This is a genomic window from Mucilaginibacter tolerans, assembly GCF_030519375.1.
Classification (GTDB): domain Bacteria; phylum Bacteroidota; class Bacteroidia; order Sphingobacteriales; family Sphingobacteriaceae; genus Mucilaginibacter.
Map to the genome: position 1 here is coordinate 309,163 of NZ_JAUMKB010000005.1, position 26,936 is coordinate 336,098.

Here is a 26,936-nt window from a genome sequence, read left to right on the forward strand (position 1 = left end):
GAGTTTGCACCAGGAATGATTTAAGAACATCTGGTAGAGACGCAATATATTGCATCTCTACCATAAATCTTTTCCTACCACCTGTCAAGCCCCAGCAATTTTCTACCCAGCGGGCTCAATTCAGCCACCGGGTTTTTCTTTTCACGTTCCAGCGGGTCGCCGGGAAAAGCATAACCCTGCATGGCTTCACGGCTTTGCCAGCTGTTAATGCGCCATTGGCGTAACTCTTCGTTATCTTCCTGCGCAGGCATCATGGCAATGTACTGTGCTATACGCACTTTATTGCCGCTGGTATTTGCACGTATGCCATGTGGCTCCAAACTATTGAATATCAGCAAATCACCTGCTTCCAGTTTCACTTTCACAATTTCAAATCCTGTGGTATCGGGTTTATAGTGATCTCGGTCGTCAGGTTGAGTCAGTTTCCAGGTATCATACGTACGGTATAATTCAGGGATACACTGAAAGCCCCCCATATTTTCATCAGTCTGATCTGCCAAAGCCAGTACGCCCTGCACATTTTGTGGCCTGGTTTCCGGGTCATAATCCCAATGAATAAAGCCTTTATATTCAAAGCCCGGCCTTAACGGGAAGTTCAGGTTAGCGCGGTCGATGGTTACCCAAAGCTTGTCAGTACCCCAAACATCCGCAAATGCATCATGCACTTTTGGGTATTGGCGGTTATCCCACATATATTGGTGGTTGTATATTTCAACCATGCCCGTATTGTTCAACTCTGTCATCTGCATTTGAGCGTTCGGGCGTTTGTACCAGGTTTCTATATCGTTGGGATCTTTATCTTCATATTTCCATAGGTAAGCGGCCAATCGTTCCGCTTGCTCTCTGGGCACAGCATTTTTTATGACAACATAACCGTTCTCGATCCAAAATTTCCAGTCGTCTTCGCTTAGCACACGCAACGGTTTGCCATTGCTGCGATCATTCAGTTTCAGTTGGCTTGATTTTGCGGTTGACGGGTTGCCTGGTATTTCTTTATGGGCATTTTCTGGGTTCATGGTTGGCGTCATGGTAGCAGCCATTGTCTTATTTTCCATTTTCTGTTTATCTCTTGGTTTACAAATCAAAAGTAGCGCGATCATAAAGGGCTTTTATCCTTTACAATAACCAATATTTGCTCTGTATTAACATAATTGATAATTTTATATTAAATAAACAGGCAATACAAATGAATGAGATACAACTCGAGAAGGTTGAATTTGAACCAGGAAAATCGTTTAAGCTATTTTCGCCACGTTTACGCAACACGTTTCTTTGGCATTACCATCCAGAAATCGAATTGGTTTATGTAGAGGCAGATGCCGGTATCAGGCACGTGGGCTCGCATATCTCGGGTTATACCCAAAGCGATCTTGTGTTCATCGGGAGTAATATTCCGCATCTTAATTTTGATTATCGCCTGCGCAGCGATTACCACCAGGTAGTGATACAATTGCGCGAAGATTTCCTGGGATCAGCCATCAGCCTGGCACCCGAATTTTCAACCATCCAACAGTTATTTAAAAAAGCTGCGTCAGGTGTTGCCTTTGGCGCCGATACCAAGGCTTTAGTAGTAGATAGACTGAAGATGCTTCAACAACTTAACTCATTTCAGCAACTGATAGAGCTTATCGGGATATTCCAGGTTTTAGCCAATGCCAAAGATTTTGAACTATTAAATGACGACGAGCTGAGCATCCAGTTCTTTTTGAAAGATAAGATCAGGATGGGCGCCATCTATGAATATATTGATGCTAATTACAACCGCAAACCTGATGTGAATATAGTAGCTGAGAAAGTGCATTTAACTACTCCTGCATTTTGCCGTTATTTCAAAAGGCAAACTAATATGACCTTTACCGATTTTGTCAATCAATATCGCATAGACATGGCCAAAAATCAGCTGATGCAGGACAAGAATATTACAGAAACATGCTATGCAGTGGGCTTTGAGAGCCTTTCGTACTTTAATAAGCTCTTTAACAGGATTGTAGGCCAAAACCCTTCAGATTTCAAAAAAAGCTGGATTTCAAGACATTAATAAAATTTATATAACTCTTTTCAAATCAGCTGCGTATAAAACCTTGTCGGAAGCGAAATCACGCCTCCGGCAATTTTAGTCAGCGAAAATGAAAAAATTAATTTACCTCCTTGTTATTGTATCAGTGGCCTGGACATCTTGTCAAAAAGATGTATCTGTTGCCCCTGAAGCAAATACACCAACCAGCACTACTGCTGTTACCCCAACCACAGGCTCATTAACGCCAGGCAATACGTCAGTTACTGATACTATTTTAAATGTTACAGGCTTCATAAAGCTTGAACTTAAAAAAGACACCGTTAATAAAACTAATATCGTCATATACTTTACTCCTCAGGCAAAAGCGAGTTATGTACCCAGCGAGGATGCGATTTATTTCCAGGGCTTTGGTCAGGAAACCCTCACAAGCCTATCTAGCAATGGAGTAAAACTATCTGTAAATGAACTCCCTCTAAAACAACTGGGGGATTGCATTAAGTTATATGTTTATGGCAAATCAAGTGCCGTATACAAATTAAGCTTAATTCAAAGCGATTCAATCCCCGCAAAATACCATGTATGGTTGTTGGATGGGTTAAAGAAGGATTCACTTGATTTATCAGTACATTGCGGTTACAACTTCGATATTGCTACTTCTGATACCACTACTTTTGGAAGCAACCGGTTTCAGGTAAAAGTTCGTCCGCAATAAACAAGTACAATTTTAATTAAACATAAAAAAGGCCGTGTTAACACTTCACGGTCTTTTTCTTTTTACCGATCGCATTTTTATTCTTTGCTTTCAAAATATACTCAGCAGCATCCGGCACTTTACAGGATGTTCCCTCCTTCTCTACCATTACAGCACCGATATTTTTTGCTGTCGCAATAGCTTCTTCTGACAATTCAGCAACATACGTTCCTACAGCGATCAAAAATCCATTCATGGTTGACCGTACCCGGTTTGCAGACGAATGAATGGTTTTAGCCACTCTCGCCAAAAGGCGTCTTAATTCGGATATATCCAATTGATTATCGGGCTTAAATGACACCAGGTTACTTAATGTCGACCATCCCGCTGCGGCAATGTATTCCTCGGGTGAATCGATCCATTCCAAAGCCAGTTCAAAACCGTGTTTATTGCCGGTAGCCACCCAGGGCACTGTATATTCACTTATATTGTTTGAGACAGCCTGGGTAGCCCAGGTCTGCAAGTCAGATTTGGTCATTTTATCATCGTCAGCAATAAGGCCGGCCAGGTACATAGCATCGGCATTACCGGTTGCGTACAGATCTTTGGCTAACTGGTAATCCATCTTCACTTTTTTCTGTATTGGCTTCATGTACTCTATTTTTACCCCGAAAAAAGGTTCTTTCACGCCATGTTTCAGTAATATTTTTTTGATGCTGTCGCTGCCATGAGCTTTCAAGTCATCCATTATTTCCTGTACTGTCATATACTTGATGTGATGAAGTGTCACGTAAATTTAGAAAAACACAATCCAAAATTCTTATTAGCTTAAATATTAAATCAGGTCTTTTATTTATCTTAGTCAAGGCTAATCCAACCTGATGAAACTCTTTAAAGCCTTATTTTCCATAGCTATTACAGTATTATTGATCTGGGCATTGCAAACAAAATTTGGCGATGTGCCTCCAGTTGGTGAATTTCTGAACCCGGTTTCCGGTTTCTGGCAAAATGCCGAAAGCAAAAACCTCAAGTCCGAAGAAAATCTGCACCTGGTGGGCTTGCAGGGGAAAGTAACCATCCGTTTCGACGAACACAGGATACCGCACATCTTTGCGGAGAACGATCATGATCTGTATTATGCCCAAGGTTATCTTACGGCGCGCGACCGTCTCTGGCAAATGGATATTCAAACCCGTAGCGCAGCAGGCCGCCTTTCTGAAATTGCAGGACCGAAGGCTCTTGATGTTGATCGTTATCACCGCCACATGGGTATGACCTATGGTGCCGAAAACACCTTAAAAGGCATAATGAAAGATCCGGTAATGAAAGGCGTGATAGATGCATACACCGAGGGTGTGAACAGTTATATCCACCATCTCAACAAACGCGATTATCCAATTGAGTTTAAACTCCTCGGTTATGCACCTGAGGAATGGAAGCCTATCAATTGTGCTTACCTGCTCAAACTCATGTCGGAGACACTGGCAGGTGGTTCAGACCAGTTTGCGATGACTAATGATCTAAAACGGTTTGGCGCAAAGGATGTAAACGATCTGTTTCCCGATTACCCGTTTCATGAAGATCCGATCATACCTGTTGGTACGCAATGGAACTTTAAGCCTTTGCCTGTTCCAAAGCCATCCAAAGATTTTATCGCTTTGATGACTGACACTATTAAACCCAAAGAACGCGTACCTGGCATCGGCAGCAATAACTGGGCAATCGCGGGCAATAAATCGGCTTCCGGTTATCCGATACTTGCTAACGACCCGCATTTGAATTTAACGTTCCCGTCCATCTGGTACCAATTGCAGATGACATCTCCTACCGTAAATGTTTATGGCGTTTCGTTGCCCGGCGCACCTTGCATTGTAATTGGTTATAACCAAAAGATCAGCTGGGGTGTAACTAATGTAGACGCTGCCGTACTGGACTGGTACCAGATAAAATTTAAGGACAACAGTAAAAATGAATACTGGTATAACAATAGGTGGAATAAAACCAGTAAGCGTGTTGAAGTGATTAATATAAGAGGGCAACAACCTATCTATGATACAGTAATTTACACGCACCATGGCCCGGTGGTATATGATAATGTTTCGCAGAAACCGAAAGACGCTCATAACAATATTCCGGTTGGCGATGCCTTACGCTGGATAGCTCATGACGAGTCAAATGAGTTTCTGACCTTTTATCTGCTCAACCGTGGGAAAAATTATGACGATTACCGCAAAGCATTGACTTATTATACTGCCCCCGCGCAGAACTTCATTTTTGCAAGCAATGATAAAGACATTGCCATCACCCCCAACGGCAAAATGCCGCTTAAATATAAAGACCAGGGTAAATTCATTATGGACGGCAGCGACCCGGCAAACGACTGGCAAGGTTGGATACCATACGACCAAAACCCGACAGTAAAAAACCCACCCAGGGGCTTTGTTAGTTCAGCAAACCAGTCTTCAACTGATCAGACTTATCCCTACTATATCAACTGGCGCTTTGAGCTTTATGACCGGGGCAAACGCATCAACGACAGGTTGAAGGCAATGCAAAACGCCACAATTGATAGTATACGTTTGATGCAGATGGACAATTACAGCATGCGTGCACAGGATATATTACCTACCATGCTTCGTTATATCGATACCTCAAAACTGCATGCTAATCAGCTTAAAGTCTTTCAAATAGTAAAAAAATGGGACAAACACTTTGCTGCTAACTCAATAGGCGCTTCCATTTTTAATGCCTGGTGGTTAAAACTTAACGATGTGATTTGGGACGAATTTAGAGATGATAAAATGTTGCTGAATGTACCGTCATTTGACCGGACTGAAAAACTGTTGCTGACCGAGCCAAACTCTAAATGGTTCGATATAAAAAGCACTCCTGTTAAAGAAACCTGTGCGGACGTTGCAATGCAATCTTTTGTTGCAATAGCAGATCAACTTCTGAAAAGTTATGGTGAGCCTGGCGAAAAATGGCAATGGGGTAATGTAAAGGATACGCATATAAATCATCTGGCAAATTTACCCGGATTTGGAACGGGCCATTTTTATGCAAGTGGCACTGGCGCAGTGATCAATGCTTTGCGAGGGGGCAATGGCCCGTCCTGGCGCATGGTGGTACAGATGGGTCCCCAGGTAAAAGGGTTTGGCGTATTTCCGGGCGGGGAGTCGGGAAACCCGGGCAGCTTTTATTATGAAGATATGTTCACGACCTGGAGGGACGGCAAACTAAATGAATTGTTGTTTTTACAGTCTGCGGATGAACAATCAGACAGGATAAAATCAACCTTGATATTGAACAAATAAATTAAGTACAGGCTATATGTTATTCCTCATCATCCTCATACTATCCTTCATTAGCAGTTACCTATTGCCCTGGTGGGCGGCTGCCTTGATTGCATTTTTGGCTGCACTGTTCATCGGCAAAACCTCAGGTAAAGCCTTTTGGTCAGGTTTTGGGGCAATATTCATTTTGTGGGTGATACTCGCTCTTATAAAGAGCATCCCAAATGATAATATACTTGCCAGTCGCGTGATCCAGCTATTCCCTTTACCTCATCAGTGGGTGTTACTGTTACTGATCACCGCCCTTATTGGCGGATTGGTCGGTGGTATGGCTGCCTTATCAGGAATTTTGACTAAAAAAGCTATTTTTAAAGTAAAAAGCCCGGCATAACCGGGCTCCCTTCTCGTTAAATTTGGTTTTTATAAACTAGCGAGTGTTTCCTTCAAATGCTTCACAGCAATAGTGTTGCTCCTGGTAGTTTCAAAGATATCATGCGCACTCATGCCTTCGCCATAGTAGTTATGGTTGGCGTCTTTATCAATAGACAAGCTTGTACCATTGATGGTAATACCAGCAAATAATCCGCGGCTGCGCGAATAAGAATAAACTTCTGCCTCAAACTTATAATCGGTGTTGGCTGACGCTGAACGACCGACCGGGCCTGCAGAAGCAGCCAGATCGCCACCAATAGTGACATCGCCATTCTTAACTTTGGTCAATGCGCCTTTATGTTTAAAAACCATTACCAGGTCAACAGATTGAACACCAATCTGAGCACCGATGCTACCGCCTGTTATAGTAACAAACACAGGATCGCTCCATCTACCATCGGGCATTTTTACAATGGCTATACCTTTACCGCGCCTGGCACCAACAATTAAACCTGCATTAATAGTTTTGGGGATAATTACAACCCCTTCATATTGTGATATTAATTTATGAGGGATACCCTCTTTCATAGCACCAAAATCCTTCAGGACATTGGATGCGCTGTGTAATCGTTCTGTTTCCTTATCACCATCTACTGATATTGCGGAGGTCATTACAATAATGAAGCTTAGCAAAACAGGAACAATTAAAAAATTTAACTTTTTCATAGGTGTGATTATTTAATAGTATTATAATATTATCAAACCTTGAAAAACAGCTTCTTGTTTCACTTAGCCCCCAGCCATCAATCAGATAGGTTCAATTTTGCAGATAAAACAGCAAGCCTGCGAGTTGCGTGCATGCAAATAGGCCACGTCAGGATTGGTATTAAATATATCAGTTATCATTTCGTCAACATCAGCATCGCCAACCATCCTGGTTAATACCATCATTTGCTGGCTGCTATAGCCTATTAATGTAAGCGGGAAGCTCTTGCGGTTAGCTTTGATTTCGGGCGGGAAACGATAAATATCCGAGTATTCCTCTACATCATCGGCATTAATAAACACAGGCCCAGGTTGATTGTAGACGTTGTCTACCTCAAACGGTGTGTGCATAAATAACAAACGTCTGTCTACGCCTTTCTCAAATGGTTTTAATGATACACGGCATGGCCCGGCGCCTGTTGCTGTTTGTTCGATCACTTCATGGTCAAAATCGTCTTTCCGTGTTTCACGAATGTGCTGCACATAGTTTTTCGATAGCGGTACAATTTTAAAATTGCTCATAATATTTATGTTTTGATACCCAAAGTTCCCGCTATCAGCACGCTTTTAAAACCCGGAACTTGCGGACTTGATGTGCGGATGTGCAGACGAGAAAATGCTTTTGTCTTCAATAATCTACACATTCTCGCATCTGCACATCTGCACATTCCCCTATCTTTGCACGATGACAGCCCCGGATAAGCAGCAAATATTTTCAATTAGCAACGAACAACAATTTGCAGAATGCGCCTTGCAGGTATTCCGTTTTCAGGCACAGCGCTGCGAAGTTTACCGGGAATTTATCACCAATCTGAAGGTGGATATTGACTCGGTTGATAATATTGAAAAGATCCCTTTCCTGCCTATCAGCTTTTTTAAATCGCATGGGGTAGTAAGCAGCGGGGATAAGGTTCAGGTTACCTTTACCAGTTCAGGGACCACGGGTATGATCAATAGCCGGCATCTGGTGACCGACGTGAGCTGGTACGAAGAAAGTTTCCGCCGTGCATTCGATCAGTTTTACGGCGATATTCGGGATTACTGTATTCTGGCGTTATTACCTTCCTATCTGGAACGTGAGGGATCATCGCTGATCTATATGGCTGAGGATTTGGTAAAAAGATCACAAAACCCGGATAGTGGCTTTTATCTATACAATCATCATGACCTTTTCGCCCAATTAGAAAAACAGCAGAAGTCAAAAAAACCTACCTTATTGATCGGTGTTACCTTTGCGTTACTCGATTTTGCAGAACAGAGCCCGATTGATTTCCCAGAACTGATCGTAATGGAAACCGGTGGTATGAAAGGACGCCGTAAGGAAATGATCCGCGAGGAATTGCATCAAACACTTTGCAAAGGCTTTGGCGTCAGTGGCATCCATTCCGAATATGGGATGACGGAGTTATTATCCCAGGGTTATTCTAACGGTAACGGCATATTTAATTGTCCGCCTTGGATGAGGGTTATTACCCGCGATACGAACGACCCGATAACTATACTGGATAATGAAAAAACCGGCGGCATCAATGTGATTGACCTGGCTAATATCAATTCCTGCTCTTTTATTGCTACGCAGGATCTTGGAAAGGTTTACAAAGACGGATCATTTCAGGTCCTGGGTCGTTTTGACAATTCTGATATAAGAGGCTGCAATCTTCTCATCGCATAAGGGTGATAATAATTTGAAACAATTCGCGCTTATATAAACTTAACTTGTAACTAACAGATATTTATTATTTTTGGCGTGCATCAATAAAAAGTATAAAGATGATCGAGAAATTTTTGAACGACCAGCAAGACCCGAAAGCAGTAGAGAAAGTTTATACCCGGCTGGTTGACCTGCTGACTACAGGTGAAGAAATTATTTATATAGCTACTCAAAAGAAACCTTTAGTAAATATACTACCCGATTGTGTAGCACTGACCAACAAACGCGTGTTGTTTTTCACTCCGGCAAACCTGGGTCTATCCATAAAATTCATCGATTTTGTTTGGAAAGATATTGTTGATGTGCTGATAAAAGAAGAAATCATCGGTGCGATTTTTACTGTAAAAACTACCAATGGCGCCGAAATGGGTGTGGATTACCTGCCTAAGGTTCAGGCACGTAAGCTATATCAGTACGCTCAGCAACGCAAAGAAGAAGAGCGCGAAGCACGCCGCCTGCGCGATCTGGAAGAAAAACGCGCTGAATCAGGCTCGATCAACTTTGCCGAACACGCAAATGCGCAGTCCCAACCAGCTCCCCCCAGCCCTGCACCAGAGCCTGCTGTTGCTGCACCTCCTGTACACGAAGTTCCAAAACAGGATGAGCTGACTGAAAAATTAAAAAAATTAAGAACGTTGTTTGAGAATGGATTGATCTCGCAGGAAGAATATAATGCTAAGAAACTGGAACTGCTAAGCGATTTGTAATCGTCAATTATTCAACTTGTTCGAAATATTTTTTATTGCATTGTCAAGGTTAGTAAGCTCAGTTTGCAAATATTGCTCTGCCTCGACAAAGTTCTCGTATTTATTATCTCCCTGATTTATCATTTGCATAATACCCATTAAATTGGATGAATGCCTTCGGACTTCGTGCGAATTAATAAAGGCTATTTCATTTTTTTTTGATTCAAACAGCAGCTTTTCATAGTATTTTTTCCGGTGCACATTGTAATAAAGCAATGCGCCAAATACGATCAATAAACCCGCTATGCTTATGATAAAAATGAGCCATAGTCGCTCCCGTTTGAATGTTTCCGTCCTAAGTGCATAAGAGTTTTGAACCTGATCTATGCTTATTTGCGATGAAATCGAACCTACATTAATCAGCCGCTTCAATTGTTCCAGAGACTGCAACAGGGCCATTTTATAAGCAAGTTCTGCTCCGTTTGGATTACCTTTTCCATCCTCAATATCACCCAATAACTTGTACAGGTAAAGATTTAACTCCGCGTGGTTCTTACCCCTGCTATTACCAATTAATCTTTGAACAACTGATTTTGCAGAATCCAGCTGCCCCGATTCAAAATAAGCATCCGCCAGGCAATTTTCATCAATAATATCAAAGTGGTAGGCGGCGTCTGCCCGCAAAGCGGTGATTGTTGAGATCACTTCGGGATATTTTTTCCTGAGCATATCCACATAATAGTCAGTTCTTTTTTGAAAGGTGTATAGCCCAACGCTCCCCTCTTTTGCTTCATGTAAAATCCTGTTATATTTTTTTAGCGAATCAAGATCTTTAAGCTGATAATAAACCTCTGCTTTGTTATTGATAACACTGTGTTCCATCCGTTGAATGTTGACCCGGTTTGAAGTGATCAATGATTGCGCTTCATTGAGGTAAAACAAGGCAGGATTAAACATTTTATTTCTGTAATAGATATCTGAAAGGTTAATATCTATTACTATTTGAAGGTAAGCATCATTAACAATAGTGGCCTCTTTCTTAGCTGCTCTAAAATCAGATATAGCTTGTATTTCATCCCCCTGCTCGTTTTCTATAAAGGCCATGTGGGTAAAACAGGCATACAATAAATAATGATCTTCATTCTGATCGGCTTTTTGTATTGCTTTAAGAAAAGTGTTTTGAGCATCGGAATAGTTCTTTTCTCTATATTGACATATTCCATCTATAAAAAGGATCAAACCTTCACTGTCCGGCTCATGGGTGGCCTGTAATATTTGCGTCGTCTGCGTCTTTGCCTGCGCCAGGTCTTTAAGAGGCATGTCTCCAAAGGCAAAACGAAGGTAAAGTATAAGGTTACGCTTCTTTACAGATGCATCCTTATTCTTTAGTATAGATGTAAGGCTGTCGTTTTTGATGGTTGCCTGAGCAGCAAATGCACCTCCCAAAAACAAAAAAATGAAGATGCCAACCAATCGCACTTTAATCATAGGTTAATGTTATTACTTTTTAAAGTAAACTAAAGAAAATCAGTCTAAAAACTTCGTTATCAGCAAAAAATTGTTCACGAAAATAATAAAGGCAGAAGACTTATTATCCTCTGCCTTATACTTTATGTTAAAAGTGTTTCGTCTAAGCTGCTATGATCAGAAAGTAATTTTTCTTACCCTTTTGCGCTACAATAAACTTTCCGGCTATCAAATGACTGGCATTGTAAATATCATCCGGAGAGCCAACTTTAGTCTTATTAACAGCCACTCCGCCTCCCTGTATCATCTTTTTTGCTTCGCCTTTTGATGGGAAAACGCCCGTTTTAGCACCAAGCAGTTCTACTACGTTGATGCCCTCATTTAATTCGCTCAAAGCAATGGTAAAATTCGGTACACCTTCAAACAACCCTAATACCTCATCTTCCGTGAGTTCGTTCAAAAACTCTATGCTGATATTTCCAAATAGGAATTCAGATGACTGAATTGCTTTTTCATATTCTCTTTCACCGTGGGTACGGGTAGTAATATCCTTCGCTAAAGCCTTTTGCAATGCCCGTTGATGCGGTGCAACATCATGTTCAGCTTCTATAGCTTCAATGGTTTCCTTATCGAATAAGGTAAATATCCGGATATATGCCTTTGCATCCTCGTCTGTCGTATTCAACCAGAATTGATAAAACTTATAAGGTGACGTTTTAGCCGGGTCGAGCCAAATGTTTCCCCCTTCGGTTTTACCGAATTTTGTGCCATCTGATTTCTTGATTAATTGCGTAGTTAGCGCATAAGCTTCACCCCCATCTTTACGACGAATCAATTCAGTACCGGTAACGATATTTCCCCACTGATCGGAGCCTCCCATCTGCAGTGCGCAGTTATGATGCTTCCACAGGTAGTAAAAATCGTACCCCTGAACAAGCTGGTAAGTAAATTCGGTAAACGACATACCGGTATCGCCGCTGATGCGGTTCTTCACCGAATCTTTGGCCATCATATAATTTACTGTGATATGCTTACCTACGTCACGTATAAAATTCAGGAAGGTGTAGTTTTTAAACCAGTCGTAGTTATTTACCATCTGAGCACTATTGGTGCCGCAATCAAAATCAAGAAATTTTTCTAACTGCTTTTGTATGCCCGCCAGGTTGTGCTGCAAAACATCTTCGGATAACAAATTACGCTCGGCAGATTTGCCCGACGGATCGCCCACCATACCTGTGGCGCCTCCAACCAGGGCAAAGGGCTTATGGCCAGCCCGCTGAAAATGGATCAGCGTCATGATCTGGGCCAGGCTACCTACATGCAGCGAATCAGCGGTCGGGTCAAAACCAATATAGCCTGCCACTATATCCTTATTCAGTAATTCTTCAGTTCCGGGCATTATATCATGCAGCATGCCGCGCCAGCGTAGTTCTTCAACAAAATTCATTGTATTCGTGTTATCCTGATAGTTATCGGGACTGCAAAGATAGCAGAATAGCCGAAAATCTCTTTTTTACGTTTACCTTAAACAATAGTCGAAAAATTTGCTTATTTTAAGCAGACTTAATTCGCCGGAAAGTGAATATTTATGAATTTTCTATCGCACTTCTACTTCGACAGGGACACCACCAACTGTTACCATACGCTAGGTACGGTACTGCCTGATTTATTGAAAAATGCCGATAAGAGTATCATCATCCACCCCGAAAAACTTCGTCACCCCGACAAAAATATCAACGACATTATTTTAGGCTGGCGAAAGCACCTGGAGGTAGATAAATTTTTTCATTCTTCTGGTTTTTTCATCGCACGCTCCCATGCCTTAAAGAATCTGCTGGCGCCAGCGATAGTGGGTTCGCCTGTAAAGCCGTTTTTCCTGGGGCACATCGCTTTGGAGATCATACTGGATAACCTGCTGATCACCACAGGGAAAATTTCTACAGATGATTTTTATACCCATTTAGACTCCTGCGATACCGGAGTTATTAAAGAGTTCCTCAACTTTTCAAGCCTGAGCGATACCGACCGTTTCTTTAAATTCTTTGAGGAGTTTAAAAGGAGCCGATACCTGGAAACTTATGCTCAAAATAACCAGGTGACCTATGCACTTAAGCGCATTTGTATGCGGGTTTGGAAAGACCCGTTCACAAAGGAACAAGAAGAACGGATGACAGCATTGATAACTGCATATCGTAATGCCATGCTGGTGGATTTCATAGATATTTTTAATCATATATCGGAGTTGCTACCGCGCAACTAATACCCGAGGTACAAAAAGCCAACAAAAGCGCCTAAAAGCCAGCGTTTAAGAGTAAAATATTTTTTTATTACTCAAAAATATATCCGTACCTTTGCAGTCCCAATTGTATTGGGAAAAGGAGAAAATTTATTTTGGCAAAAAAACAAGAAGCAGAAAAAGAATTAAAAGCTAAGGAAGCTGAACTAGATGCAGTTACAGCAACCAAAGAAAAAGAAAACATTGAATCAGAAGCTGATTCATTATCGATCGAAGAGATCAAATCAAAAATCACATCATCAAACGAAGATTTCGATTGGGATGCTGACGACAAAAAATTTGGCAATTACAACGATGCCGAGCGTGAAAAATTAGAAAAATTGTATGATGGCACTTTCAGTTCTATCAACAAAGGCGAAATTATCACCGGTACAGTTGTAAATGTTAACAGCAAAGATGTGGTATTGAACATCGGCTTTAAATCTGATGGTTTGGTATCATTATCAGAATTCCGTGATACACCTGATCTGAAAATCGGTGACACTGTTGAAGTTTTTGTTGAATCGCAGGAAGATGCTAACGGCCAGTTGGTACTTTCACGCAAACGTGCAAAAACACAGAAATCATGGGAAAGAATTAATTCCGCATTGGATAATGACGAGATCATCACCGGCTTTGTTAAGAGCAGAACTAAAGGTGGCTTGATCGTAGATATAATGGGCGTTGAAGCCTTCTTACCAGGCTCACAGATCGACATTAAACCAATCAGGGATTATGACGTGTATGTGGGCAAAACAATGGAATTCAAAGTTGTTAAGATCAACCACGAGTTTAAAAACGTAGTGGTATCGCACAAAGTGCTGATCGAAGACGATCTGGAAAACCAAAAAACTGAAATTGTGGCCAAACTTGAAAAAGGCCAGGTACTGGAAGGTACCGTTAAAAACATTACTGACTTCGGTGTATTCATCGACTTGGGTGGTGTTGACGGCTTACTGCACATTACCGATATTTCATGGGGCCGTATCGAGCATCCGAGAGAAGTATTATCGCTTGACCAGAAGATCAATGTGGTGGTGCTTGACTTTGATGACGAGAAAAAACGTATTGCCCTTGGCTTGAAACAATTGACCCCGCACCCTTGGCAGTCGCTTGACGAAAACATCGTTGTAGGTTCAAAAGTTAAAGGCAAAATTGTTACCGTTGCTGATTACGGCGCATTCTTAGAGATCATCCCTGGTGTTGAGGGTTTGATCCACGTATCAGAAATGTCATGGTCACAAAACCTGCGCAACCCTCAGGAATTCCTGAAAGTGGGCGACGAGGTTGAAGCTCAGGTATTGACTTTAGACCGCGACGAGCGCAAAATGTCATTAGGCATTAAACAATTAACGCCTGATCCATGGCAGCATGCTGCGGAGAAATATGCTATCGGCACTCAGCACGTTGCAACCGTTAAGAACATGACCAATTTCGGCGTGTTTGTTGAACTGGAAGACGGCATCGACGGCTTGATCCACATCTCTGACCTTTCATGGTCTAAGAAAGTTAACCACCCTAACGAATTCACTAAAGTTGGTGAAAAACTGAATGTGGTTGTATTGGAACTGGATGTTGAGAACCGCAAGCTGAGCTTAGGTCACAAACAGCTGGAAGAAAACCCTTGGGATACTTTCGAAACTATCTTCACTATTGATTCAATACATGAAGGTACCGTATTGAAAGTAACCGACAAAGGTGCTATCGTTGCTTTACCTTATGGTGTTGAAGGCTTCGCTCCTATCAAACACACCGTTAGGGAAGATGGCAAGAGCTTAAAAGCTGATGATGTTGCTGAATTCAAGATCATTGAATTTAACAAAGAGAACAAACGTATCGTTATTTCACACTCACGTATCTGGGAAGAGCAACGCGCTGAAGCCCGTGTACAGGAATTCGAAAGCCGCAAGAAAGAAGCTAAAGCAGCTACTAACGCAGTGAAGAAAGTGAAAGATTCGGTTGAAAAATCAACTTTAGGCGATCTGAGCGTATTGGCTCAGCTAAAAGAACAGATGGAAGGTGCTGAAAGCAAAGCTAAAAAGGCCAAGAAATCTGAAGAGGAAGCAAAATAAGCTTAAATAAATTAAATCCTTTAAGCCCTGTTCGCTATGGCGAGCGGGGCTTTTTTGTTTAGCATACCGATATTATTACATTTACCACATGAAGAACCCAACTCCTGAAGAACGCAATCCAAAGACTTTCGCTTTTATGGTTGTCGTCGCTCTTATCATAACCATATTGATGCGTGGCGTAAATACCCGTTTTGATGTACCCCATGTCCTTTATGTGGCAATAGCAATTATTAGCGGACTGGTAAGTATCATCAGTTATATTGGTTTTATCTACTCCAAAATGTTTAAACCGACCGGGGGAAAATTATTCGCCGATATGCTGATCATTATTGTTTTGGGGGTAATCGTTTATTTCACCGTAACGTTTTGTGTTAGTGTTCTGGCTAATTTATAAGGCCGCTGCACTATTATAATATTTGTTCAAATGAGTGGCGAAACTGACATCCATTCTTTGTTAAAAAACATGACACCTGTACTAAATGAGGGTGAATATGTTTTTTGTGCGCTCTCTTCCATGGGTAGCCTTAATCCTGACAACATCATAGGCACATTCAAAGAAGAAGAAGGGTGGACTGTTATCCTTAATAAGACATTAGCTGATAAGCTGAGTTATGAATATTCGTATGTCGCTTCATGGATAACTCTTACTATTCACTCCGCACTTGATGCAGTTGGTCTTACTGCTGCATTTTCAAAAGCCCTCGCCGAAGCATCCATCAGTTGCAACGTAGTGGCTGCCTATTATCATGATCATATTTTTGTTGCTCAACAGGACGCTGCCAAAGCAATGAAAGTACTCAGACAATTATCCGAAGATAATCGCTGAGCATTGTTAAGAAAGCCTACTTCAACGGCGGAAACTTAGCCAGATCAAAAATACTTCTATCGGCAACCATCTTTTCTACGTCCTGCCATTTGCGCGGTGCATCAATAGATAACAAAGTACATTTATCTTTTCCTATCACTACGTCATCTTCGATACGCACACCAATATCCCACCACTTTTTATCGCATTTGCTACCTGCCGGGATATAGATACCCGGTTCAACTGTAATGATCATATTTTCTTTTAATGGCTTTCCATATTCTCCCTTGTCATGCACATCCAGGCCCATATGATGAGAAACACCGTGTGGATAGTAAGTTCTTACATCCTCAGCTTTACTGATAATACCCAGCTTTATTAAACCGTTAGCCAATATCTCTTCTGTTTTATCCTCCAATTGGCTATATGGCACACCATCCTTACAAAGTTTAAATACCTCCTCCTGCGCATCATAAACCAATTGATAAATAGCCTTTTGTTCCTCGGTAAACTTACCATTTGCCGGCACAGTGCGCGTTACGTCAGCTGAATAGCCATGATACTCAGCAGCTACATCCATCAGCACCAGCTGATTATTCACCTCTGTTACATTGTTTTCCTCGTAATGCAGTATACAACCATTGGCCCCGGCACCCACAATCGGCGGATAGCCTTCATCTTCTGCACCATACTTTTTATGTACGTATTCGAAGATGCCCTGCAACTCCCGTTCAGACATACCCGGTTTTATTGCACGCATTACTTCAGCATGAGCAATACTGGATATTTCTACTGCCTTTTTCACCAATTCTACTTCCTCGGGTTGCTTCACGCCACGCAGGGCGTTCATCTCATCTGCATAGGCAGCTAACCCGCCAAACCGGGCATTATATTTCGATTTAAGTTCGGCGAGACTAATCGAGTCTGGCTTGTTAATAAAAGGACCAAGAAATTCATTGTCCTTATATTCCGGCTGCTCAAATTTCCCCTTGAAATAAGTCATAATGCGACCAATATTTCCAGGATTACCGCGTTGTGCAATCATACTAACAACCTCCTGCACGTCCTTATCCATTTCCGGTACATTAACCTTATTTCTGAAAGCGTTATACAGGCCTTTCATATTTCCTTCATCCTCCGGAATGCCGTCATACAAAACCGTGCTGAATTTTTTCAGATCGACAGGCGAATTAGCAAACTCCTCGCTATTATAAACCTTGCTAAAGCCAAGTTTACTCTTTACCCCCTCTACTCCCAGTCTCCTGCCGGTCCATTGTTCCCGCTGCGGGTCGCGACTCTGAACAAAAAAGAGTTCATTATAATCACCGTCCTGCCCATGCTGAGTGTCCTTGAAAATCAGCAAAACAGCGCTGGTCTCTTTATATCCCGAGAAATAATACAAGTCAGGATTAGGGTGATAAGCATAGTTAACATCCCGCGAAAAAACACGCTCCGGGTAGGCGAATATAACCGTCACCGAATTATCAGGCATCAGTTTCCTGAGCGCGTCACGCCTGCCGGCATGAAATTCTTTTGTAAGATAATCCTTCGGCAGACTCGCTGATATCGTTTGGGAAAAGCTGCGAATTGAAACCACACAAGTAAGTGCAGCAACAAATATGGTTTTATAAATTTTCATGATATGCGGATAAGTACAGCAATTTAGTGATTATATAAATCATATCCTTTCAGTATTAATAAAAGGTGAATTTGCCATATGCACTACGCACCCGATAACTAATCACTGGTTAACCGGTCACTATATTGCCAACTAATCGCCAAAATTCTTACCTTTGCCCAAATCCAACCAAAGATGCAAAACCCTATTCTGCTCGACGGTCAGAAATTTCAGATTACTATACAACGTTTATGTCGTCAGTTAATTGAAAACCACGACGATTTTTCCAATTCCGTATTAATAGGCATACAACCGAGGGGCATTTATTTGGCCAAACGTGTAGCCGAAGAACTGCGAAAAATACTACCGGGAAGGACCATTTTACAGGGCGACCTGGATATTACATTCTATCGTGACGACTTCCGCCGCCGCGAATCGCAACTAGTACCCAATCAAACCAAGATAGATTTTATCATTGAAGGTAAAAAAGTGATCATGATGGACGACGTGCTCTGGACCGGCCGCACTATCCGCGCCGCAATGGATGGCATGCTCTATTTCGGCAGACCAGAGAAGGTAGAGTTACTGGTACTGGTTGACCGCCGTTACTCACGTCATTTGCCAGTAGCCGCCGATTACGTAGGCATTGAGGTGGACTCTATCGCATCACAAAAAGTGGTGGTAAGCTGGAAGGAAAGCGACGGAGAAGACAAAGTTGTTCTGTTATCAGAATCAAATAAAGAATAAAAACAAATTCGAAATTGGACATTCGAAATTCGATATAAAAATGGGACTCAGCACAAGGCACTTATTAGGCATAAAAGATTTAAACAGGGCAGACATTGAACTCATATTTGAAACCGCCGATGGCTTTAAATCTGTTTTGAACCGACCGATCAAAAAAGTTCCCTCCCTGCGCGATGTTACCATTGCCAATATTTTCTTTGAAAACTCTACCCGCACCCGTCTTTCATTTGAACTGGCCGAAAAAAGGTTATCTGCTGATGTCGTAAACTTTGCGGCCTCATCCTCATCTGTAAGCAAGGGCGAAACGCTGATCGATACCGTAAACAACATCCTGGCGATGAAAGTGGATATGGTGGTAATGCGTCACCCGTACGCTGGTGCCGGTATCTTCCTGTCGAAACACGTTAAAGCCCAGATAGTAAATGCAGGCGATGGCGCTCATGAGCATCCGACCCAGGCCTTGCTGGATGCTTTTTCTATCCGCGAAAGATATGGTAATGTGGAAGGTAAAAAAGTAGCTATTATAGGCGATATACTCCACTCACGTGTGGCGCTTTCAAACATCCTTTGCCTAAAACAATTAGGCGCTGAAGTAATGGTTTGTGGACCTACTACTCTGATCCCTAAATATATCGGCGCATTAGGCGTAAAGGTTGAACATGATCTTATAAAAGCCCTAAACTGGTGCGATGTAGCTAATATGCTGCGCATACAATTAGAGCGCCAGGATATTAAATACTTCCCATCATTGCGGGAATACAGCATGCTGTACGGTTTAAATAAGCAAATACTGGACTCGTTAGATAAAAAAATCACCATTATGCACCCGGGGCCAATCAACCGTGGAGTAGAAATTACGAGTGATGTGGCCGATAGCAAGCAATCCATCATCCTGGACCAGGTTGAGAACGGTGTTGCAATCCGCATGGCTGTGCTTTATTTGCTTGCCGGACAAACACAATAATTATCCACATATCATGTTCAATTGTTTTTCGGTTATAAATAATTGAAAGCATTGATGAAAGCCTTCTTCAAGCAACTCTTCATAGTAGCATTTTGCCTGTTTTCTGTGGCCGCAAATGCTCAAAGCATACAGCAGCGCAAAAATGATTCTGTATTTACACTGGTTTACAAATACTTTAATGAGCGACAGGCTGAGTCAATCTATAGCTTGGCTGGAGAACTATTCAAAAAGCAATTAAGCGCCGAAACATTCAAGCGTATTGCCGACCAGCAGCTTTTTCCGCTTGGGCCAATCAGGCAATCTTCATTAATCAGTTTTCAAAATAATAAGCTCAGCACCTATAAACTGGAGTTTGATTCAGGGGTTTTACAATTGCTGATGACCCTGGACAAAGACGATAAGCTCGAACTGTTCCTGTTTAAACCATACAAAGAAGCGGTGGCTGATAAACTCAACCCGGTACCGACATCAAACCTGATGCGAACACTGACTGATAAAAAAGTAGATTCGGCCGCCAGAAGTTATATCCAAAAAGCGAATACTGTTGGTTTAAGCATTGGGATTATTAAAAATGGTGTTATTCATACTTACAATTATGGCGAAACTGCTACCGGCAATGGAAAACTACCCGATGCGAACTCCATTTACGAGATCGGCTCTATCACCAAAACATTTACGGCTACGTTACTGGCTTATTATGCTAATGAAGGCAAAGTAAAGCTGGCAGCCCCTATTATCAAATACCTGCCTGATTCAGTTGCCTCCAATAAAGCGCTACAGGGGATTACACTTGAAATGCTAAGCAATCATACATCCGGCTTGCCACGCTTGCCTGATAACTTCGAATTCCATTCAAGTGATCCGTATGATCCTTATAAAGATTACAACAGACAGCATCTTTACGAATATTTGAAGTCCTGCAAACTGAACAGCAAACCTGGCGAAACTTATGCTTATTCAAATCTTGCAGTTGGTCTGTTAGGCACAATATTAGAGCAGGTGAGCGGAGAAACATTTGAAGAGATGGTTAAGGAGGTCATTTGCACACCGCTGGTCATGCAAAGTACGGCACAACATCTCAGCTACAATCAAAAACAGCATTTTGTAACCGTTTATAACGAAGATGGCAAGGCAACATCCCCATGGAGCTTTAACACGCTTGCACCGTGCGGAGCATTAAGGTCAACAGTTAATGATTTGTTATTGTATGTGAAGGCCAATATGACCAAAAGCGATACCAGGTTATCCAAAGCATTTGATCTTGCCCACCAGGTAACCTTTAACAAGGATGCCAAACTCGGGTTAGCATGGCATATCATTGTTGCTAATGGTGTTGAATATTATTTCCATGATGGCGGGACTTACGGCTGCAACAGCTTCATGGCATTTAATATAGAAAAAGGATTAGCGGTGGTTGTCTTATCTAATTCTGCGATCAACACAAGTGATTTAGGTATAAATTTGATTAAGAAATTCCAATAAAAAACGCCGCTATAAAATTATAACGACGTTTCCTAATCTCCAATCATTAATCTCTAAGTCTCTATTTCTCTGTTAATTCCGCGGCTTTTTTACCGGGGTCAGTCTTTACCGGTGAACCATTTCTGATCTCCTCAGATGCTTTCTCCACCAGTTCATCGCCAGGATGAATATCGCCATGTATCGCTATTTTATTATCGCTTTCCAGGCCTTTGCGTACATCAACCCATTCGGCACGATTATTAACAACCCTGATCACAAATACTTTTTCAGTAGATGTTACCACAGCGGTCTTAGGAACAATCAAAGCGTCGTCCCTTGAAGGCAGAGGAACATTTACATCGGCATACATATTAGGCAACAATTTGTTGTCTTTATTTAAAACATCTATTTCCAGGCGCTCAGAACGCAACTTCTGATCCAGTGCTCCGGCAAGACGTTTCACCTGACCAGTGAATTTTTCACCTTGCAACGCTTTTACAGAAAATGATACTTCGGTCTTATCATTCAAACCGTTGGTATAATTTTCAGGTACAGATATTACTAAACGTAAACGCTTATGATCCTGAATAACAAATAAAGGTTGACTTGAACCGCCACCCGCAGGACCAACATAAGTACCCAGGTTGATATTACGAACTGTAATAACCCCATCAAAAGGTGCACGTATCTGTAAGTAATCCAGGTTAGCTATTATTACCCTATAAGCTGATTTTGCCGCTTCAACATTGGCTGAATCTGAGCGCATTTTAGCTTGTGCCTGCTCAAGATCATTCAGAGATACAGTACCAGGTGTTTTACTTGTGTGGTATAACCTGTCATAAGTAGCCTTGCTTGCAAAAAGTATAGCCTTGTTTTGTTGTATTCTTGATTTAGCTTCTTCCAGCTGTGAGTTGATTTCAGGTGCCTCTAAAGTAGCCAATAACTGCCCTTTGTGAACCTGAGAGCCTATGTCAACCAGTAATGTCTTTACATAGCTGTTGATCTTGGCGTACAGATCTACCTGTAAAAAAGGCTGCAACTCGCCCGGCACCGTAATGCTTGAACTTAGCTTACCTTTTGCAGCGGAGATCAGCGCCACAGTGGGTGTATCCAATGCATTCTCTGCTTCCACAGTCTGTTGCTGCTCGTCCTTTTCTTTTTTGTTCGGGCCGCAGGAGCTCAGCAGGCCCACACCTGCTACCAGGCAGGCAAGAATAATAAGTGATTTATTTTTTAGGGTTTTCATGATGATGCAAAGGGACATAGAATTTACTTTCTTTATCTTCAGGGTCTAATGATACAGATTCGGTAGAGGTATTGCCCTGTACCCAGGCAAAAACCAGCGGCAGTACGATCAGCGCGGCAAATGTCGAAGCCAGCAGACCGCCAATTACGGCGCGGCCCAACGGAGAGGTCTGGTCACCGCCTTCGCCTAAACCCGATGCCATCGGAAGCATACCCACCACCATCGCCAAACTGGTCATTAAAATTGGCCTGATACGCAAAGCTACAGCTTCACGCGCCGATTTTAATGCATCGCCGTTATGTTTGCGCAACTCTTCGGCATTGGTAACCAATAGGACAGCATTAGAAATAGACACCCCTACCGACATAATCATCCCCATGTATGATTGCAGGTTCAACGTAGCACCAGTTATCATTACCAGGAACAATGCGCCCCCCAATACCGCCGGAACCGTACACAATACCACCAGCGATACTTTGAACGACTGAAAGTTAGCCGCAAGCATCAGGAATATAACCAGAATAGCTACCAACAAACCAGATTGCAAACTATCTAATGTTTCAGTCAGCGTTTGGGCCATGCCACGCAGCTCAACTGTTAAGCCACGGGGTGGTTTTCCCAAACCTTCTAATGCTTTGTGCACGTCATTGGTTGCAGTACCTAAATCTTTTTTGTTGATATTGGCCGTTACAGAAAGTGTCGGCACAGCGCCGATATCGTCATTTTCACCATTGGTCGTATCTATCTTCACCTCGGCCACATCGCCTAACACTGGTCTGGGCTGATTAGCAACTACCGGTATTTCGCGAATATCATTCAGGCTTGACATTTTATATTCCGGCACCTCTACCTGTACAAGGTAACTCAATCCTGCTTTCTCGTCTATCCAGTTATTCTTCTCTGTAAAGCGGGATGATGAAGTAGAAGCCGTTAGCGTCCGGGATATATCATTAATACTAACTCCTAATTCAGCTGCTCGTACGCGATCGATATTAATACTTATAGCTGGGTATTTAAATGACTGCGCTATCTGTATATCACGCAGGTATGGAACAGCCTTTAACTGTTTAATCACTTTATAAGCATACTCCTGGTTCTGCTTTTTATTCTTTCCAGTCAGTGATACTTCAATTGGTGTTGGTGATCCCTGGCTCAGAATTTTATCGGTCAATTCAATTGGCTCGAAAGAAATTTTTACATTCGGCAGCGCCTTTTTCATGGTATCCCTGATGCGTTCCTTTAAATCATCCAGGTTCACCTTATAATTCTCGTTCAGGCTCACCTGCATTACTGCTTCCTGCGGACCAGCCATAAACAGGTAGATCGGGTTGGTTGAAAATGACGAAGGGTGCGAACCCACCATGCTCGATGATATGGCTAAATTATTTTTTCCTACCAGTTTTTCCAGTATGTGCAGTGTTTCCAGCGTTGTAGCTTCAGTACGCTCCAGCCTGGTACCGTCCGGACCGCGTAAGCGCATCTGGAAAGCGCCGGAGTTTACTTTGGGCAATACATCGCGGCCAATAACACTAAACAATATACCTGCAAAACCCAATGCAGTGACTACATAGAATATTACTACCAATTTTTTGTTAGGCATCAGGAATTTGTCCATCCATTCCATGTACCACTCACGAAACCGTTCAAAGCGGCTAACTTTACCGTCGCCATGATGTTCTATTGTCATCTTAATGGCTTCCTCTTTCAGTTGCCATTGATCCTGCTCGTCCTGCTCATCGTGTTTTGCTGCATAGTTTTTGTCCTCATGCTCATTTTTCATCAGCCAATTGGCCATGATGGGCACAAAGGTTTGTGCCAATACATATGACGTGATCATAGAAAAAGCGATAGCCATTGACAGCGGCAGGAACAACGCACCAGGTATACCTTTCATGGTAATCGCCGGGGCAAACACCGCCAGTATACAAAAAAGGATCAGCAATTTTGGGAAAGCGATTTCCTTGCAGGCATCCCATATGGCCAACGCCTTGGGTTTGCCCATATCAAAGTGCTGGTGAATATTTTCTATTGTCACCGTCGACTCGTCAACCAAAATACCGATGGCAAGCGACAGGCCACTCAGCGTCATTATATTGATGGTTTGATGAAAAAGCGACAGGAAGAATATACCCGATATCACACAGGTAGGTATCGTAAGGATTACGATTAAAGCACCGCGCCTGTCACCTAAAAACAGCAATACCATTAAACCTGTTAGAATTGCACCGATAGCGCCTTCCTCAGCCAAACTCTTTACTGCGTTGATTACATAAACCGATTGGTCGAACACGAATGAGAGCTTCACATCAGGCGGCAGCAATGCCTGGAATTTTGGGATCGCCTTTTTAAGGTTTTGCACCACTTCCCATGTAGACGCATCAGCCGATTTGGTAATAGGCAGATAAACTGAACGTTTACCATTGATAAGGGTATAACCGTTGGTGATATCGGCACCGTCTTCCACAGTAGCTACATCCCGCATAAATACGGTCTGCACGCCATTCTTTATCAGCGGGATGTCCCCAAATTGAGGTACTTTTTTAATGGTGGTATTTGATGGCGCCAGGTAGTTAAAATCACCTACACGCACGTTACCCGCCGGCGTATTCTGATTATTGTCGCGCAAAGCCTGTACGATCTGATCAGGTGTCAGATTGTGAGCACGAAGTAATGCAGGATCGATTTTAATAACCACTGTACGTTGGTTACCCCCAAATGGTGCCGGCGCAACCAATCCGGGAATGGAGGTAAACGACGACCGAACATAAACCAGCGCATAATCGAGCAACTCATTATTACTTCGGGTAGGGCTGCTCAATACCAATTGTCCTACGGGAAGTGTCGAGGCATCAAACCGGAGTATAAATGGCGGCTGCGATCCCTGCGGGAAGGCCGACTGCGCCCTGTTGGTATAGGCCGTCACCTCCGCGGCGGCTTGGGCCATATTAGTGCCCTCATAAAACGTAACTTTTATCAGGGTTAATCCCTGTATATTTTTTGTTTCGATGCTTTTAACACCGGAAACGAACAACAGCAGGTTCACATATTGTTTACCGAAATATGCCTCCATCTGGTCGGGAGTAAAACCGCCATAAGGGTGAGACACATAGATCACCGGCAGATTAAGATCGGGGAAGATATCGATCTTGATGGTGCGGACCGCATTGATCCCGAAAAAGAATAGGCCCGCAACGATCACCAATATGGTTATCGGTTTTTGCAGTGCGCCTTTAATCATTCCCATTATTTGTGTTTTGTTTTAGATTAAAAATTATTGATGAATAACCCGAAATCGCCCGTAGCCGCTGCCTTATATAATAATGCCTGCCATACGTTGTTATAAGCAATGTCCTTATCTACTTCAGCACGGTTCAGCGTATACAGCGCCTGTGTGAAATCGACAATATTGGCCAGACCATTCTGATATAAAGTATATTTCTGAACATAAGCATCACTGGCTGCTTTTACTTCGACAGGCACCTCATGGTAATTCTTCAATGCATTGGATATCCGGGTGTCGGCAAGTATCTGCTGGTCGCGCAATTGCTGGCTGACCAGGTTATATTCATTCTGATATTGTTCTGAAATAAACTTCTGCGATTGAATATTATAATGTATCCTAAACGGATTGGTGATGTTCCAGACGAAACCTATGCCGAAAAGATAATTGTATCTTGTCGGATCGACCCCACTGCCATAGCTACTGGTATAAGCGGTTTGATCAGAGCCATACGTTGAGCTAAACCCTGATCCCCTACCCTGGTATACACCAAAAAAACTGAAGGTAGGATAGGCAAATGTTTTGAGATATTTTGCCTGCTCGTCGCTTACTCCAATACGGTCACGATAATATTTTAATATCGGATGGTTGTCCAGGTTAATTGCCGATTGCTGATCAACATTGTTAGGCGCTTTGGTTAGGAACACGCTATCCAATACAAAATTCTGAGGCGTTATACCCAAATAATTTGATAACTGGCTGCTTTGATCCTGAACGGTTTGCTGTGCATTGGTTAACGCGATGCGTGCATTTGAAACTTCAGCATTTGCTAACGCTGAATCCACCCCGGGATTTAGTCCATTCTTCACCCTTGCCACAACTACCTTTTGCAGGTCGAGGCTACGGCCCAGGTTATCCTGCTGAGCCTTTGCCAATTGCTGTGCAGCTAACAGGTTAAGATAAGCAGTAGCTACTCGGACTTGATGCTGAAATTGTTCCTGCGCAAGATCGTTCTCGTTCAACCCGACAACAGATTTTTGTACTTTAACTTTTTCCCTTGCACGCCCGAATGCGAAAAAATCCCAGTTTACGTTAGCAAGATAAAGGGCGCCGAACGCTGCATTCCAGTTTTGATGTGACAAAGCCGGGCCTGAGGAGGCAACGCTTAAACCGCGATAACCATACAAAGGACCGTTTTGCCCGTTGATTGTTCCGTAATCCTGCTGTGCCGATAAGTTCACATCGGGCAAGTATTCGGATTTTGTTTCTTTCAAATACGCTTTTGCAGCGTTCAGTTGGCTGGCTTTAGCTTTGATGGAGGCATAGTTGCTGAGCGCCAATTGCTCCGCATCCTTCATCGTTAACACTTTTTCCTGACCGTGTGCCTGGATGATGCTAAAAAAGCCCAGAAAAACATAGAGGAAATGCTTAAAAGGCGTGTTGACCATAGACGTGTAAATTTGACACGACAAAATTAGATATTATGTCCTATATGAAAAAAATGAATTAATTTTGTTACAATCATT

23 protein-coding genes are annotated in these 26,936 nt (G+C 42.5%); 13 read left to right on the plus strand and 10 right to left on the minus strand.

What is annotated here, in order from left to right:
• Positions 1-74: 74 nt before the first annotated feature.
• Entirely contained in the window at positions 75-1,055 is a 981-nt protein-coding gene (locus tag Q3A68_RS09780; RefSeq protein ID WP_302900890.1) for a phytanoyl-CoA dioxygenase family protein, read from the minus strand.
• Between the two features lie 131 nt (positions 1,056-1,186).
• On the opposite strand from Q3A68_RS09780, the gene Q3A68_RS09785 reads away from it, so the two are divergent.
• Both Q3A68_RS09785 and Q3A68_RS09790 read left to right on the plus strand, forming a co-directional pair.
• Positions 1,187-2,038, plus strand: coding sequence for a helix-turn-helix domain-containing protein (locus Q3A68_RS09785; protein WP_302900891.1), 852 nt, complete (start codon positions 1,187-1,189; stop codon positions 2,036-2,038).
• Between the two features lie 88 nt (positions 2,039-2,126).
• Positions 2,127-2,729, plus strand: coding sequence for a hypothetical protein (locus tag Q3A68_RS09790; RefSeq protein WP_302900892.1), 603 nt, complete (start codon positions 2,127-2,129; stop codon positions 2,727-2,729).
• Between the two features lie 37 nt (positions 2,730-2,766).
• On the opposite strand, the gene Q3A68_RS09795 is transcribed toward Q3A68_RS09790, so the two are convergent.
• Positions 2,767-3,474 (minus strand): DNA alkylation repair protein, encoded by a 708-nt coding sequence (locus Q3A68_RS09795; protein WP_302900893.1) that lies wholly within the window; start codon positions 3,472-3,474, stop codon positions 2,767-2,769.
• A 115-nt stretch (positions 3,475-3,589) separates the two neighbouring features.
• Here Q3A68_RS09795 and Q3A68_RS09800 point away from each other — a divergent pair, with 115 nt between their 5' ends.
• A complete protein-coding gene (locus tag Q3A68_RS09800; RefSeq protein ID WP_302900894.1) occupies positions 3,590-6,022 on the plus strand; it encodes a penicillin acylase family protein in 2,433 nt (810 codons plus the stop codon).
• Between the two features lie 16 nt (positions 6,023-6,038).
• The gene (locus tag Q3A68_RS09805; RefSeq protein WP_302900895.1) at positions 6,039-6,392 is read left to right on the plus strand and encodes a hypothetical protein; all 354 of its coding nucleotides are present in this window, start codon (positions 6,039-6,041) and stop codon (positions 6,390-6,392) included.
• 29 nt (positions 6,393-6,421) lie between these two features.
• Here the strand turns inward: Q3A68_RS09805 and Q3A68_RS09810 are convergent, their stop codons facing one another.
• Positions 6,422-7,099 carry a lipid-binding SYLF domain-containing protein gene (locus Q3A68_RS09810; protein WP_302900896.1) on the minus strand — a complete coding sequence of 226 codons (678 nt, stop codon included), beginning with the start codon at positions 7,097-7,099 and terminating at the stop codon, positions 6,422-6,424.
• A gap of 81 nt (positions 7,100-7,180) precedes the next feature.
• Complete coding sequence (locus tag Q3A68_RS09815) at positions 7,181-7,660, minus strand: DUF1203 domain-containing protein (RefSeq protein ID WP_302900897.1); 480 nt, start codon at positions 7,658-7,660, stop codon at positions 7,181-7,183.
• A 163-nt stretch (positions 7,661-7,823) separates the two neighbouring features.
• Here Q3A68_RS09815 and Q3A68_RS09820 point away from each other — a divergent pair, with 163 nt between their 5' ends.
• Together Q3A68_RS09820 and Q3A68_RS09825 are read left to right on the plus strand one after the other, a co-directional pair.
• Positions 7,824-8,810, plus strand: a complete 987-nt coding sequence (locus tag Q3A68_RS09820) for a LuxE/PaaK family acyltransferase (RefSeq protein WP_302900898.1) — start codon at positions 7,824-7,826, stop codon at positions 8,808-8,810.
• Positions 8,811-8,908: 98 nt separating this feature from the next.
• Positions 8,909-9,556, plus strand: coding sequence for a PH domain-containing protein (locus tag Q3A68_RS09825; protein ID WP_302900899.1), 648 nt, complete (start codon positions 8,909-8,911; stop codon positions 9,554-9,556).
• A gap of 3 nt (positions 9,557-9,559) precedes the next feature.
• Here Q3A68_RS09825 and Q3A68_RS09830 read toward each other — a convergent pair whose 3' ends face one another.
• Positions 9,560-11,023: a tetratricopeptide repeat protein gene (locus Q3A68_RS09830; protein ID WP_302900900.1), complete on the minus strand. Its 1,464-nt coding sequence runs from the start codon at positions 11,021-11,023 to the stop codon at positions 9,560-9,562.
• Positions 11,024-11,165: 142 nt separating this feature from the next.
• A complete protein-coding gene (gene tyrS / locus Q3A68_RS09835) occupies positions 11,166-12,449 on the minus strand; it encodes a tyrosine--tRNA ligase (RefSeq protein WP_302900901.1) in 1,284 nt (427 codons plus the stop codon).
• 141 nt (positions 12,450-12,590) lie between these two features.
• On the opposite strand from tyrS, the gene Q3A68_RS09840 reads away from it, so the two are divergent.
• From Q3A68_RS09840 to Q3A68_RS09855, 4 genes are all read left to right on the plus strand, one after another.
• Complete coding sequence (locus Q3A68_RS09840; protein WP_302900902.1) at positions 12,591-13,262, plus strand: hypothetical protein; 672 nt, start codon at positions 12,591-12,593, stop codon at positions 13,260-13,262.
• Between the two features lie 131 nt (positions 13,263-13,393).
• Complete coding sequence (rpsA, locus tag Q3A68_RS09845; protein ID WP_302900903.1) at positions 13,394-15,349, plus strand: 30S ribosomal protein S1; 1,956 nt, start codon at positions 13,394-13,396, stop codon at positions 15,347-15,349.
• Positions 15,350-15,437: 88 nt separating this feature from the next.
• On the plus strand, positions 15,438-15,743 hold the full coding sequence (locus Q3A68_RS09850) for a hypothetical protein (RefSeq protein WP_302900904.1): 306 nt from the start codon (positions 15,438-15,440) through the stop codon (positions 15,741-15,743).
• A gap of 30 nt (positions 15,744-15,773) precedes the next feature.
• Positions 15,774-16,175 carry an ACT domain-containing protein gene (locus Q3A68_RS09855; RefSeq protein WP_302900905.1) on the plus strand — a complete coding sequence of 134 codons (402 nt, stop codon included), beginning with the start codon at positions 15,774-15,776 and terminating at the stop codon, positions 16,173-16,175.
• 16 nt (positions 16,176-16,191) lie between these two features.
• Here Q3A68_RS09855 and Q3A68_RS09860 read toward each other — a convergent pair whose 3' ends face one another.
• Entirely contained in the window at positions 16,192-17,793 is a 1,602-nt protein-coding gene (locus Q3A68_RS09860; RefSeq protein ID WP_302900906.1) for an aminopeptidase P family protein, read from the minus strand.
• A gap of 174 nt (positions 17,794-17,967) precedes the next feature.
• Here Q3A68_RS09860 and pyrR point away from each other — a divergent pair, with 174 nt between their 5' ends.
• Genes pyrR through Q3A68_RS09875 form a run of 3 tightly spaced genes read left to right on the plus strand, consistent with a single transcriptional unit; the run spans position 17,968 to position 20,965 of the window.
• Positions 17,968-18,519, plus strand: a complete 552-nt coding sequence (gene pyrR / locus Q3A68_RS09865) for a bifunctional pyr operon transcriptional regulator/uracil phosphoribosyltransferase PyrR (RefSeq protein ID WP_302900907.1) — start codon at positions 17,968-17,970, stop codon at positions 18,517-18,519.
• Between the two features lie 40 nt (positions 18,520-18,559).
• Positions 18,560-19,483, plus strand: coding sequence for an aspartate carbamoyltransferase catalytic subunit (locus Q3A68_RS09870; RefSeq protein ID WP_302900908.1), 924 nt, complete (start codon positions 18,560-18,562; stop codon positions 19,481-19,483).
• A 54-nt stretch (positions 19,484-19,537) separates the two neighbouring features.
• Positions 19,538-20,965 (plus strand): serine hydrolase domain-containing protein, encoded by a 1,428-nt coding sequence (locus tag Q3A68_RS09875; protein ID WP_302900909.1) that lies wholly within the window; start codon positions 19,538-19,540, stop codon positions 20,963-20,965.
• Between the two features lie 61 nt (positions 20,966-21,026).
• On the opposite strand, the gene Q3A68_RS09880 is transcribed toward Q3A68_RS09875, so the two are convergent.
• Genes Q3A68_RS09880 through Q3A68_RS09890 form a run of 3 tightly spaced genes read right to left on the minus strand, consistent with a single transcriptional unit; the run spans position 21,027 to position 26,858 of the window.
• Positions 21,027-22,190: an efflux RND transporter periplasmic adaptor subunit gene (locus Q3A68_RS09880; protein WP_302900910.1), complete on the minus strand. Its 1,164-nt coding sequence runs from the start codon at positions 22,188-22,190 to the stop codon at positions 21,027-21,029.
• Positions 22,171-25,434 carry an efflux RND transporter permease subunit gene (locus Q3A68_RS09885; protein ID WP_302900911.1) on the minus strand — a complete coding sequence of 1,088 codons (3,264 nt, stop codon included), beginning with the start codon at positions 25,432-25,434 and terminating at the stop codon, positions 22,171-22,173. Before Q3A68_RS09885 ends, Q3A68_RS09880 begins: the two co-directional genes overlap by 20 nt.
• A gap of 20 nt (positions 25,435-25,454) precedes the next feature.
• On the minus strand, positions 25,455-26,858 hold the full coding sequence (locus tag Q3A68_RS09890; protein WP_302900912.1) for a TolC family protein: 1,404 nt from the start codon (positions 26,856-26,858) through the stop codon (positions 25,455-25,457).
• Positions 26,859-26,936: the final 78 nt, after the last annotated feature.